The organism is Calothrix sp. UHCC 0171, from assembly GCF_034931845.1.
In the GTDB taxonomy this organism is placed as follows: Bacteria; Cyanobacteriota; Cyanobacteriia; order Cyanobacteriales; family Nostocaceae; genus Brunnivagina.
On record NZ_JAYGHN010000071.1, the window covers coordinates 1 to 13,897 of the forward strand.

The window sequence follows — 13,897 nt, forward strand, 5'->3', positions numbered from 1 at the left end:
CCTTGATGATAAAGAGGGAGTGAGGGAATGAAAGAGTCGGGGAGAGAAGGAAATGGGAGTGAGAAATTGATGACAAGAAAGGAGTTAACTATGAAAATCTCAAAGTTTGATGAGTCTGAAAATAGATTTTGGTCTGTGCAAGTAAGTAGTGCAGTATCAGAAAATAAGTTTTCCCTTCAATCTCTAGAATCAGAATCTCAAGATATTGAGAAAATTCGTTTAGTTATTATCGAAGACCACGAATTGACGCTAATTGGTATCAAAACTAGCTTGGGACGAAATCAGAAAATTGCCATTGTGGGAGATGCGATTAATGGTAAGAATGGCTTGAGGTTATTGAGGCAATTACAGCCGGATGTCGCGATTATTGATATTGGTTTACCCGATAGAGATGGTATTGAAGTTACTAGGGAAATCAAAAAGAGCAATCCTGACATAAAAGTGATTATCCTCACATTATGCGATCGCAAGGAAACGATACTGAGTGCATTTGCTGCGGGTGCTGATGCTTATTGTCTGAAGAATATAGGATTTGAGAAACTAACCGAAGTTATATATTTGACTAAATCTGGTCAAACTTGGATTGACCCAGCGATCGCGCGTTTTGTGATTGAAAAAGCACAACGCAGTTCTCGACTTCTGTTAAAATCTGCATCTTCTGATATTGATGATATCGATGAAGAGATGTTGAACTTATATCCTTTGACTGAAAGGGAATTGGAGATATTGCAGCTGATTGTGGACGGGAATAGAAATACTGAGATTGCAAATAAACTTTACATCACAGTTGGGACAGTTAAATCCCACATTCACAATATTCTCATGAAAGTCGGTGCAGATGACCGCACCCAAGCTGCGGTTCGTGCTGTGCGTTATGGCTTATCGGATTAGTTCAGATTTTACGATTTTTAGAGTGCAAACCTAGAGATGTCATGGAGGGGTTAAAAGCCTCGCATTATCAGGGTTTGACACTGCAAACCTAAACTATCTTTAGAGCTTGAGAATACGCAATCTCACAAAACAGGTACTTGTTCTCTCCAAAAATACGGTGTTAATTTATGAAACTAATCACACATAGTTGGAATGGTAGCGCGATCGCCCAATTAAGTGAAACTGCAAAAATTGCAAATTTCTATGTGCCATCAGGTTACGTTAATGCGACCCAAATGTGTAAAGCTTGCTCTCAACAATGGGGACATTATTCCTCTTTGGATTCTACAAAAGCTTACTGGGAGGCGCTTTCGTTAGATATCGGGATTCCGATTTCTAATTTGATTATGTCAATCAAAGGACGTGGTGACAAAATTCCCCAAGGAACTTGGGTGCATCCAGAAATCGCAGTGGATTTAGCAGCTTGGGTTAGTGTGGAGTTTCGTATCTGGGCACATCGCACTTTGGTTAAAATATTTCAGCAAGATGCTCAAAAACCAAAAACTCAAATACAGGTATTAGCAGAAATTGCTCAACAAATGGCAGAGCAGGAGCAAAGATTATTGGAGTACAGTAATCGCATTGCGATCATCGAAGCGGAGCAAGAACGATACAACTATCCCAATGGACACAAGTTTACGGTAATGGGATTTGCAAATCTCAATGGGATTAATATTGGTGCGAAGGAAGCTGCTAACAAAGGACGTTTTGCATCGTCAATTTGCAGAAATAGAAATATTACAGTTGAGCGGATTCACGATCCCAGGTTTGGGCAAGTTGGCATATATCCAGAAGATATTTTAGTGGAAGTGTTTAAAGATAGTTAGTTTTAAAGTGAGGCTGGAATTGCGATGGCGGCAGCCACTCCCTTCGGGAGTATCGCGCTTAGTAATATTGTTTTCTCCACAGCTTTTAGCAGTGCGAACCTGAAGTCATCTAAATTTCCTGTAAAGCTTATGGACTATAGATTTGATACTGCGAACCTGAGTTTTAGGTTGAGGCTTGGAATTGACGATATTTCACACTACATCAAAATAGTGAAGATTTGCAAAGTAGTAATTTGGATATTTTCAATATTAGTAATGTTTTAGTTGCGATCGCTCGGACATTTCGGCATCGCATAACCAGAGGATGGTGTTACATTTGCTGCATTAGCAACCAGATAGATACCACCGTCTTTAGTTTTTACCAAACCCTGTGCTTCAATAATTTGGGGAGTGGGGGAAGATATATTTTCTTCTCTCCCTTGTCTCCCCTGTCCCTCTTGTCTCCCATTTCCCCCATCGTCCAAAGTTGCTAGGGGAGTAGGTGCCGTACCTGGGAGTGCTTCGAGGGGACTCGCTGGTAACGCATCGCGTCCAGTAATAGTGAAACTGCTTAAAGGTTTGATAAAAGCATCATAACCTCTAGGGCAAAGTTGACTCAGTTTGGTGGTTGCGTCAACTACATCATTTGGTAATTCGATGATTCCCTTGGTGGGGTCAACATCGGGAGTATTAATTTCTGTAGTTCCACTAAAAGTAGGGTTTGCACCTGTAGCAGTAATATCACTTTCTGCTGTGGGAAAACTGCGGGGTTGAGTGCCAAAGATACCTTGAGAAACAATTTTGACTCGACCGCCACGAAAATCGCTAGAATTAGCGCTTATGTCACTATTTTCAAAGGCAGCTAATACGTCAGCGTTGATATTAATATTACCGCCAATGACATTTTGACCTGTAGCGTTGGTGGTAATATTACTGTTGCGACGGAGGATTAGAGCGCTGGTATTGAGGTTGATGGTTGCTTGTTCTTTGTTAGGGTCTTTGTTCGGACTACGGGTGTTGGCGTTGAGAGAAGCTTTGTTGTCTAGACGGATGCGATCGCTGTTGATAGTCATGATGCCTGCGTTACCAGTTCCCTCACTACTAGTGCTGATAAATGCACCATTTGCTACATTCAGCAATGAAGTTTCAATTGTTAAATTTCCACCATTACCCGTACTTCTCTGAGATGCACCAGCAGTAACGGTGCTAGTCCTTTGTCTTTCAAATGTTCCTGTGGATACACCTGTAACATTTACAGATTCGTTAGCACGGATGAATAATTTTCCTGCGTCACCTTCTCCTGTAGTTTGTACAAAAACTTCAGCACCGTCTCTTACACTTAATTTTCTTGTCTCAATCGTCAAATTTCCACCATTACCTTTAGGTGGTTTACCATTGCGAGGATCAGCAATACCAGTTTCAACTCGTCCATCGGTTTGAACACCAGCAAAAATACCCGTATTGAAAAAGTTAGGTATTTCTGTTTCAAATAAATCGATCTCATCAGCACGAATAAACACATTCCCAGCATCTCCGTCGCCAAAGGTTGCTGCTTGAATTTTGCTACCATCGCTGATGCTTAAAAGTCTAGTTTCAACACTTAAATTACCTCCTCGACCTTTTCCTGTTAAATCTACTTGAGCGAACAAACCACCAGGAAAACCAACCGAACCCTCTATACTAGTATCACCTTCACGTTTAGGGACTTGTCCACTTAATTCTACAGAATCTGTAGCGATGATTTTAAAATTACCCGCATTTCCTTGACCTAATGTAGAGGGTCCAGCTTGTGAATTTTTAACGACTAATCTTCCGGTTGTAAGTGTAATATCTCCAGAGTTACCAATTGCATCTTCTCGAACATCAGAAGCTAAAGCACTATCATTGAGTATTGCTACTAAATCTTTCGCTTCAATATTGATATCGCCTCCATTTCCTCGACCTAATGTACTAGCACTAATTCCCGAACTATCGACAATTTTTAAAGAATCAGTGTTAATTTCAATATTACCAGCATTACCTACAGCATCAGAACTTTCCACACTATTATAAATATATGATGCAGAATCTAGAGAAATAGCATCACGGGCTGCAATTGAAATATTACCTGAGTCACCTCTGCCATAAGTGCTAGAACTGATTAATCCGCCATTTTTCAAGGATAATGAGCTAGCACTAATATTTATTTCTCCACCATTACCCAGTGCATTACTCTCAACGGTACTAAAAAAAGCACTGGAATTTCCATTACTATCTCTTCCATCTAAAGTAACCACATCTGTAACTTGAATAGTGATATCTCCGGCATTTCCTTGTCCACGAGTAAAGGAATTAATTTGAGCGCCATTTGTTAGAGAAAGCAAACCTGTTGTGATGTCAATTTTTCCGGCGTTACCTACAGCCTCACGAGATTGAACATTGCTGTAAATTCCGCCCACATCTAACAAAATTGATTCATTTGCTGTAATCGAAATACTCCCCGAATCGCCCTTACCAAAAGTGCTAGAGATGATGTTTCCGTCGTCTTGAATAAATAAATTTCCAGATTGAACTTTGATATTTCCTGCTCGTCCACTTGCACCAGTACCTAAACTGCCAAAAATCCCGCTATCTGTGCCAGAAATTGTGAATGTATCGCGCACTTTTACATCTACATTTCCACCGATACCTTGTCCACCTGGAAGTTCATCTGTTGCTCCATTGACACTAATCCTTAATTTTCCGCCATTAAAAATAGATAAAGAGACAGCTGTCAGATCGATATTGCCTCCATTCCCAACTCCTCCAGCAAGCACATTACTTGATATGGCACTATAGTTAGTATCTCCGCCAAAACCATCTAAAGTAACCGCATCTCTAGCTTGAACAGTGATATCTCCCGCATTTCCTTGTCCACGAGTAAAGGAATTAATTTGAGCGCCATTTATTAGAGAAAGCGAACCTGTTGTGATGTCAATTTTTCCAGCGTTACCTACAGCCTCACGAAATTGAACATTGCTGTAAATTCCGCCGACATCTAGCACAATTGACTCATTTGCAGTAATCGAAATACTCCCCGAATCGCCCTTACCAAAAGTGCTAGAGATGATGTTTCCGTCGTCTTGAATAAATAAATTTCCAGATTGAACTTTGATATTTCCTGCTCGTCCACTTGCACCAATACCTAAACTGCCAAAAATCCCGCTATCTGTGCCAGAAATTGTGAATGTATCGCGCACTTTTACATCTACAGTTCCACCAATACCTTGACCACCTGGAAGCTCATCTGTTGCTCCACGTACATCGGCACCTATAGTTCCACCGTTAGTTAGGGATAATGAACCAGCAGAAATATTGATATTGCCACCATTACCTACTGCACCAGTATCAACTAAACTAAACAAAGCACTGGGAAAACCGTTGCTATTACTAACTCCATCAAAAGAAATTGCATCCTTTGCTGTAATGGTTATATTTCCAGCCGAACCTTGTCCACTCGTTAAGGAATTAATTTGACCACCATTTGTTACAGAAAGCGAGCCAGTTGTAATATCGATTGTTCCAGCATTGCCTTTACCAGAGGTATTAGAAATAATTAACCCACCATCTTTGACGATTAATTTTGGAGTTTCAATTGTGATACTTCCACCATTTCCAATACCGCTTCCAAGATCACCATTTCTAACACCAAAATCGCCCACTTCTGCTGATATTCTGCTATTGTATGGCGAGTCACCTGTTACTTCTATTGAATCACTAGCTTTGATGGATAATTGACCCCCATTACCTTCTCCTTGGGTAGATACGTCTATTTCCCCACCATTGCGAATAGTTAACTTTCCAGTTTCAATTGTCAAATTTCCAGCGTTCCCTTTAGGTAGCTTGACTGTGCGGGGATCGATTCCAACAGTTGCAAAAATACCTGTGCTATAGAAGTTTGATTTCTCTGTCTCAAAAACATTTATCTCATTAGCGCGAATAAACAAATTACCAGCATCCCCTTCGCCAAAAGTAGCAACTTGAACTTTACTACCATCACTCACACTTAAGCGTCTAGTTTCAAGATAAATATTTCCTGATTTCCCTTTACCAGTTACATCTAATGTGGCGAGTATACCTCCAGGATTTGTGGAAAGTATATCTTCGCCAGTACCTGGTTTATCATCACGGATTTCTCCACTTAACTCAACAGAATCGGAAGCGATAATTTTTACATTACCAGCAATCCCTTGTCCATACACAATAGAGTCTATTTGGGAATCTCTAACAATTATATTTTCGGTATTAATGGTAATATCTCCTGCTTGAGTGTTAGTAGTCCCCAAACCTAAATCGATTCCAGCAATAATTTCGCTATCTGCTAAAACCTCTAAATTTCTCGCATTTGCTACAATATTACCGCCTCCATTGCCACTAACACGAACGAGCGCCCTATTATTTAGCAACACGTCTCCCCGTTGTAAACCTTCGGGAAAACTCAAATTAAAATTATCGCCATTACTTTGAATACCAATACTTCCTGCTTCTATCAATCCTCCTAATTCGATGTGTCCACCATTCGCGATCGCCCATCCGCCATCCATGCTGACATTACCACCTACCAACAGCAAACTTTTACCATCAGGGACGCGCAAACCAAATACATCAACACCCGCAGGGTCTTTTCCTGCTGGTGCAATTGAATTATTTTGAATCCCTGCATTCCGATTAATCTGATTAAAAAACAACGCACTCGGATTTACCGTCAACAAAGATGGTGATTGTGGATTTGTCGCGCTAAAAACTCCCTGATTACCGAACTGCAACCCGTTTGCAGTTGTCCCGACAAAACTACCCCGTACATCTAACCTGGCATTCTTCCCAAACAAAATCCCATTGGGATTAATCAAAAATAAATTCGCATTTCCATCAACACCCAATGTCCCCAAAATATTAGACGCATCTTTACCAGTTACCCGCGTCAAAATGTTTATTACCCCCGATGGATTGCTAAAATAAACCCTTTGTCCATCGTTAATATTAAATTGACTGAAACTGTGAAAAAGATTGCTTTCCCGAATCGCTCCACCATCAACTCTGTCACCTATTCCATTTTTTATTAATACATTTGGTGTTATTTTTGAAGCTTCTATACCAAGGGTATTATCGGGTGTAATTTGTGCTTGTGCAGGTGCGATAACCCAAAAGCTTGAAGCTCCAATTATCATCGCAAATACCGAAAAACTAGATACCACAAGATTTGGAAACGATATTTGTGTCCTATTCATCGCTAAATGCCCCTGATGATTAGAGTAATGATTATGAAACTTTTTTAATTAACTTTATATTTATCAGTATTTATGCGGCTAATCAACTAATCAAGTAATGATGAGCTTAATATCAGGTTTTGTTGTAAATAGAAAACTTATTGATTGGGGTGGTATTTGACCACATTACGAAGTATCACATTTCCCTATAGATTAAATAATGTAATGGTGTTTAGTATCTGTTGTATTAATTTTCCTACTATTTTTGCGATCGCCTTCGGTAAGAATTGACTGCTTTAATTTATACTTGTTATGTTGCTGATTGTTGTGTCTTAGCTTGTAATTTCTCAAGGCTTTTAGTGTTGTAAACCTGGAACTATCAAAATTCGCTATAAAGCTTGTGGGTAAAGAATTTGATGCTGTAAACCTGAGATGATGATGTGCGATACTATCGAAGATAGTTGCCAAGGGCATCGCACTTCTAGATTTTTTCTCTCAATTCTTAAAATACTTACCAGAGAAAGGATTTCATTAGATATCGGAATCCCGATTTCTAAAAATCAGAGATACAGTTTAGAATAATTCGCGTCGAACGGTAACTGAATTATCCAAGTTTTACTGCTGTGGAACTGGGAACTAAAAAATCGCTATAAAGCTCATCTGGTTTAGGTTTTGGCTGCGGAACAGAAATATTGATAGCAGTAAAAATTTCAATTACTCCCTCTGAAAATTTTTTGATGCTGCATTGAGAAATTTTTGACTCGATTCCACCGTTAGTATTTCAAAATCTTGCTTTTCCTCTTCTGTAAACTTGCACACCTGTACAGCTTCTCCTCTCCGTAGTTTGTACAAAGTCCCGCGATTACCAATTTCATCCACAACCCGCAACATCTCCGAGGGTTCGTGATAAATAACCCGATACTTCCCATCCCCAAAAGTCGCTGTTTGCATTTCCTCCCCAGTATTAGCAGGATTCTCTTTCAAGCATGCGATCGCTTGTCTCAACATCTGCTTTTCCCACTCTTCCCGCTTAATGGGTTTGGTTTTAGTTATATCGATGGTGGGTATTTTTAAGTAGCTTTCCTCATCACTTATTTTCTCATCAGCCTTAATTTTCTTCTCTCTAACCAAAGAATCTTCCCTAGTCCACACTTGAGGATATCGAACCGTTTCTGGGTCAACTTTAATATGAGCGATCGTTGCTGGTGAGGATTCTAATTTTCCTTGAAATTGAAACCCATCAACTTTAATACTCCTTGTCTTCAATCTCTCGCTCAACAATTGAAATGATTCTTTATCAACAACACCCAAGGGCTTATCGTCAACGAAAGCAAGAGGTGTAACGGCTTTCCCATTCCCAGCAATTTTAATTATAATTACCCCATCTTCCCCCTTCCATTCCCTTTCTGGAAACGCATATTTTCTCAACTGCCCTACTTTTAATTGATTTCCTTGGGTACTGGTAATAAGCACCGAGGCGCTGGGTGGAGAAGTCATTTCTGCGTTGAAAGATGTACCAATGGGTAACTGTGCTGATTCGCTGCGAAATACTCCCAATTTCTTATTTTCAACAACCAACCAACGTTTATTATGTTCTGGGTTTGTAGGATCAGGTAATTGCTCGATACGACATTCAACTTTTTCCCCCACCCATTTACGTCCCAAATACTCATTGCTGGGTTTATGGGTTCCCACTACTGCAAATTCGGTAAATTGTAGTTTATCTAGCCTTTCGACTAATTCTTCCCCAAATATTGCAAAAGCAGCCGATGTTTTCTTGAAAACCCGCTCTGTATCTTCTTTACTTGCAGTGGAAATTTGCCACATCGCTGCTGCAAATGCTTCTTTTTCAGCATCGGGGATGTTTTCCCTGATAGCGATCGCATACTCCCTTACTTGTTTAAAAGCTGCCCGAACTTGGCTAGTTGTGAATCCCGATACAATTTCTTTTTCCAGGTTCCTAAACTCATTAAATGGCTTGATTTCACCTTGTAATTGCTGTAAACAAGTCTCCGAGACATAACCCAAATGCTGAGTTTTTGGTTGACCATTACTTTGTAATTCTGGCTTTCCTTCTGTATCAAATACGGGAGCGATCGCAATCCATTTGTTATGGCTTTTACTATAGGGGCTTTTATTTGCGACAACCGTAATATCGAGTTTTCTGTCATCAGAAAGATTGGGATGTTTTTTCTCTGCTAAACCAACAATTTCGATTTGTTGACCTTGGGAATTAGTTGCGATAATTTTTAAACCTGGAGATTGTTCGACTTCTCGACTGATTGCGATCGCTCGATGGATTAGTGAGTCGTATATTTTCTTGATTTGGACTGCACTTGCTTTTTGAATGGGTGTAAATTCGACCCCTTTAAATAAATATTGAAATTGTTGGGTCGAACGTGCTGCGATCGCACTTTCAGAAAATGCATCATTGGTCATCTTTGCCATCATATCGATCGCACCATGACCTTTGATGTTTATATCTCTCTTCGTATACACATCTTCCCATTTTCTTTCTTCAACCCAAGGAGCGACATCAAAGCATTTAATAATAGTATTGCAAGCATTAACAACTTCTGGATTGGAACGATTAGCACTTTTACCCCGGTCAACTTCGATTTGCAATTCTCCTCCCAAGGCTCCCACAACGTTATGATAAAATTTACCGATTCTTTCTAATATTTCTCCAATCTTGAATTGTGGAATTATTGAATATTGGCTTTGTTCTTGATGTGATTGTGGACATAATTGTGCAAGTTCGACGATATGCGATCGCAGATTATTTGGATACTTAACCGAACCAAAACTTTGATTTTCTGCTTTTAACATTTCTACCGCAGCACAAGAAATATCCCGAATAAATTTCTCTGCTTCCCCATCTGGAATCGAGACACACTCATTTTCCAGCGCAATTCCCTTCATACACAAATTGGCAACCACACCAATTTTATTTTCCATTGCATCTAGGGCTATTCGTTCAAAAGAACCTATATAAGCTTGTTTTTCTGGTTTAATAATCTCCGCGTATCGATTTTCTGGAAGCTGCTTTTGCTTAATCTCGGCTGCGGTATGTGGGAATTTCGATGCTAGAGCGATCGCCATCCTATCGCCATCGCAATCAGATAGCGAATGCTTTAATCCTTGGGGCGACATTTTGATAGTTCCAATATCTAGAAGTTCGTTGGGTAAATGTCGATTGATATAAATATCCACGGTATTGGAATTTGCAGTCGGACCACGATAGACTATCAACTCCGCACCGTCGGGAAATTTCGGATAACAAACCTCATTCGCAGCTAAATCGTGACAAGTTTGTGCCATAGCAGAGTCGAATTTAATAAATCTCCCCGTGGCACAATCCATATATTGTTCGCGCAAATATTCCTGGAGTTTATCTATAATTTTGGGATGTTCTAATAGTTGATAATGCCTCTCTAAATCTGTCTTGAGAATGCGATAAATTAAATTATTCTCGCTATTCATTGATGAAAACATCTCATCGATTTGATTTTCAATATCCCCAAAATCTAAGTTATCAAAATCAATTAAATCCTCACTTTTCATCAGAGACTGCATTTGATGCTTAAATCGAGCCTCTATCGAATTAATATAATCCTGGGCAACTTTTCGAGGGTCATCGGCAATATCTCTAAGTTCCTCCAAGCGTCTTTCTAAGAGTGGAAGAACATCATTTTTAATCCCTTGAGGAAAGGAATTCCAAAATTGAGCGCCAGTCGAAGTGATACCGTAATAAGCATCAGTTTTATTCCCAATTCCCATCGTCATTATGTATTCCCCCGGTTGGAGAGGAGCAGGAGAGTGAGGGATGGGGGGAGTTGGAAGAGCAGCGCGTTGCGGAGAGAAGTTGCTGGGGAGATTTTCTTCCCAGCAAACTTCGGGGGGTTCCCCCCGTTGTAGCGACTGCGGGGAGTTTAGAGGTAAGGAATATTTCTCAACTACATTACCTGTTTTTCTCCCTCCTATTTTCCCACGCTCTCCCAATTCCTCGCGCTCCCGCTCCCCCACAGTTCGTCCCTTAAGTTGATCGGAGGAAATAATTAAATCGTAACCATTTCCGATATTGCTTAAATCCCTTGGAGCAAATGTCCCTTTTCCCAATTGCCAAGTTTTAACAAGTGGTTGGTTTTCGTCATCTACATCTAACCCAGCACGTCTTTCTTTAATACCAAAACGGGTTTGAAATGGGGTTGATTCTTGATTTCCTAATGATGTATGAAGCCTAATATCAATCTTGCCATCGCCGTCACCAACAAGTGCGATCGCGAAGCGTCTCCCGTGGAGAATCGCATCCGAATTTGGCATTACTCCACCATTTTCTCCGGTTTTGGCATCGACTACCAACACTCGCAAGTTCTCCCTTTCCGAAAAACTTTTACAAGGTGTGAACAAGTTAGAACCGTATGCTGCACCAAAATGAGGTTGGTCAAATAGCTTTTCGCGTAACCTTTCATCCATAAAATAAAAACGGCGATCGGCTGCAAATTCCAGTGTTAATCCTTGGGAAGTAAATTGCTTCAAATCTTCTTCCGTCGTCAAGCCTGGATATACAACTCCCAATTTAAACGTAGCATTGGGTGCAAAATATTCAGCCAAACAATGTTCAATCTTTTCGATAATTGACTCACCATTCGCGATGATTGGTTTACCAGTTTTCGTACAGAAATGTTCGAGATAAATTGCCATAAACCAGGTTAATTCATCATTTATCTTCCAATCTATGGATTTATAAGTTGATGAATAGTAGGTCTTTGGTCAATAATTTGACTATCACTAACGATGTAAAATTACATCTCACATCCTGATTATTGTATGATTGAAAATGTTGGTATATTTGTATTTTTGAGGTAATAAATCAATGGATAACGTCAACCCAATCATATTACAAACTTCAATCTGGGATACCGATAATTTGGGAGACTTAGTTGCAGAAGGTGTTATAGATTGCGACGATTTATCATTGCGTGCCGTTGCCGAATCCCCAAAAGAGGAATATTTACGTTTATCACGAGAATGGGACGAGAAAATGGAAGATTATTGGAATTCTCATGATTTGGAAGAAGTTAAGAAACAATGGCAGTCCTCCACAGAACCAGAAGTTTTTTAACGAAAGATAGTAGACAGATTTAGACCGAGTAATCTGTCTACTGTTATTCAGTTTTGATGTGATTAGATTAGTCTGCGATCGCTTTAGTTTTGGATGCTTCAACTATTTTATTCAATACCTGGGCTACTTGTTGTGGTTGAGTTTTCAATTTGGATTGGAGGTGCATTCTCAATACTCTTAATTTCTCATATTTGCCATCAACTTTATCCGCAATACCTAACCGTCGCGCCGCAGTCCGAATCCGAGTTTGCGGTAAATTCTGTATCAATTTTTCCAGCGATTCTGTGTCAATCTCATTGCTGTTATTCGTAGCTATATCTTCATATTTTGTAGGATTAAGCTGTTTTACTAATGGTTTGAAGTTGGAGAGTTTGGGATTATCTTCTATTTGTGGTTTGCAAGAAGATGAAATTAAGTGTTGATTTTGTGAATTCCACAAATTTATCAATCCTGCACAGAAATCGAACAGGATTAGCAACAGAAAAGCGAACATTAACGCGACGATGAGAGCGTTCAAAACGATTTGAGTATTTTCCATGTTTAATATCTCCTATGACCAGCTTGAAGCGAGTGCTGGTATTTCACATTTTGAACCCCGTGAGGGGTGTTTCCAATTGTGTATTCCGTTTTGTGTCGCAATATAATACTAATTTCTGTACTTTAAAGGGTCGAGGGGACTGGTTTATGAAAGAGCGAGATTCGTCAACAAAGCCTAATAAAGTCTTGCACCTGCTCTAATAATTGTTGGCGCGTGACAACCTATAATTATGTGGAAAATTCCGTATAATTCTCCAAATTAAGGATGTTATACAGAAAAATGATTACACTTTAGTCCCAGGTTTCATCTTCTACTAGGGAAAAGACAGTGAAGCTAAAACGGTACTTATGGATTGTGGTATGCCTGATTGTTCTGGCAGTGAGTGTGTTACCTGCCTATTCTCAACAACGTCTTCAGCCTTATCCCGGATTTCAGGTTTCTACTTTGGGAGCCTTAAACATTGGCGTGTATGAAGGAGCCTCAACCTTAGCTAAACTTAAAGGTCATGGGGACTTTGGCTTGGGTACTTTTGAGGGATTGGATGGAGAGATGGTTGTTCTCAATGGCAAGTTTTATCAAATCAAAAGTGATGGAGTTGCCTATCCCGTTGCAGATGACATCAGAACACCATTTTCTGTTGTTACATTTTTCCGTAGAGAGAAATCGCTTCGTTTAACTGGGCAAATGACCTATAAAGAATTGCAGCAGCAAATTAATGAACGGTTGTCAACGCCGAACTTGCCCTATGCAATTCGCCTGGAAGGAACCTTTCCCTATTTAAAGGTGAGGAGTGTCCCCAAACAAACACCGCCTTATCGTCCGTTAAGTGAGGTGGTTAGTCAGCAGCAAAGTGTTTTTGAATTGCGAAATGTGCGGGGTACATTGGTGGGATTTCAACTGCCGCAATTTCTCAAGGATGTAAACGTCGCAGGCTATCACTTTCATTTCATTACGAGCGATCGCAAAGCTGGAGGACACCTGCTTGATGGAAAATTTCTTAACCCTGTAGCTGATGTGGAAACCTTGCGAGACTGGCAGATGATGTTGCCCAATAATATTGCCTTTGAGAAAGCATCACTGGAATAATTGTATGGATTAAAAGAGGTTTGAAAATGCGATCGCTTGAGGTGGAGGAGTCAGGCGTTCGAGTTTCAAGCAACCGGGGAAAAATACAGTTTATGGTTGTTGTAGGTTTGAGTTGATTCAATTTAAGCAATTACCAGAATTTGAGCCAATCTTTCGCGCAATTGGGTATACCGCTCCTTCTGATTCA

At 40.0% G+C, this 13,897-nt stretch carries 8 protein-coding genes; 4 read left to right on the forward strand and 4 right to left on the reverse strand.

Annotated elements, in window-relative coordinates; genetic code table 11:
• Positions 1 to 204: 204 nt before the first annotated feature.
• Together VB733_RS26220 and VB733_RS26225 are read left to right on the forward strand one after the other, a co-directional pair.
• On the forward strand, positions 205 to 891 hold the full coding sequence (locus tag VB733_RS26220) for a response regulator transcription factor (protein ID WP_323342995.1): 687 nt from the start codon (positions 205 to 207) through the stop codon (positions 889 to 891).
• 167 nt (positions 892 to 1,058) lie between these two features.
• Positions 1,059 to 1,757, forward strand: a complete 699-nt coding sequence (locus VB733_RS26225) for a KilA-N domain-containing protein (protein WP_323342988.1) — start codon at positions 1,059 to 1,061, stop codon at positions 1,755 to 1,757.
• A gap of 260 nt (positions 1,758 to 2,017) precedes the next feature.
• Here the strand turns inward: VB733_RS26225 and VB733_RS26230 are convergent, their stop codons facing one another.
• The 3 genes from VB733_RS26230 to VB733_RS26240 form a co-directional block, all read right to left on the reverse strand.
• Positions 2,018 to 6,982, reverse strand: a complete 4,965-nt coding sequence (locus VB733_RS26230; protein ID WP_323342989.1) for a filamentous hemagglutinin N-terminal domain-containing protein — start codon at positions 6,980 to 6,982, stop codon at positions 2,018 to 2,020.
• Between the two features lie 192 nt (positions 6,983 to 7,174).
• Positions 7,175 to 7,429, reverse strand: a complete 255-nt coding sequence (locus tag VB733_RS26235; RefSeq protein WP_323342990.1) for a hypothetical protein — start codon at positions 7,427 to 7,429, stop codon at positions 7,175 to 7,177.
• 246 nt (positions 7,430 to 7,675) lie between these two features.
• Positions 7,676 to 11,665 (reverse strand): hypothetical protein, encoded by a 3,990-nt coding sequence (locus tag VB733_RS26240; protein WP_323342991.1) that lies wholly within the window; start codon positions 11,663 to 11,665, stop codon positions 7,676 to 7,678.
• A 172-nt stretch (positions 11,666 to 11,837) separates the two neighbouring features.
• Here VB733_RS26240 and VB733_RS26245 point away from each other — a divergent pair, with 172 nt between their 5' ends.
• A complete protein-coding gene (locus VB733_RS26245; RefSeq protein WP_323342992.1) occupies positions 11,838 to 12,086 on the forward strand; it encodes a hypothetical protein in 249 nt (82 codons plus the stop codon).
• Between the two features lie 67 nt (positions 12,087 to 12,153).
• Here the strand turns inward: VB733_RS26245 and VB733_RS26250 are convergent, their stop codons facing one another.
• A complete protein-coding gene (locus VB733_RS26250; protein WP_323342993.1) occupies positions 12,154 to 12,624 on the reverse strand; it encodes a hypothetical protein in 471 nt (156 codons plus the stop codon).
• A gap of 327 nt (positions 12,625 to 12,951) precedes the next feature.
• On the opposite strand from VB733_RS26250, the gene budA reads away from it, so the two are divergent.
• Entirely contained in the window at positions 12,952 to 13,710 is a 759-nt protein-coding gene (gene budA / locus VB733_RS26255) for an acetolactate decarboxylase (protein ID WP_323342994.1), read from the forward strand.
• Positions 13,711 to 13,897 lie beyond the last annotated feature (187 nt).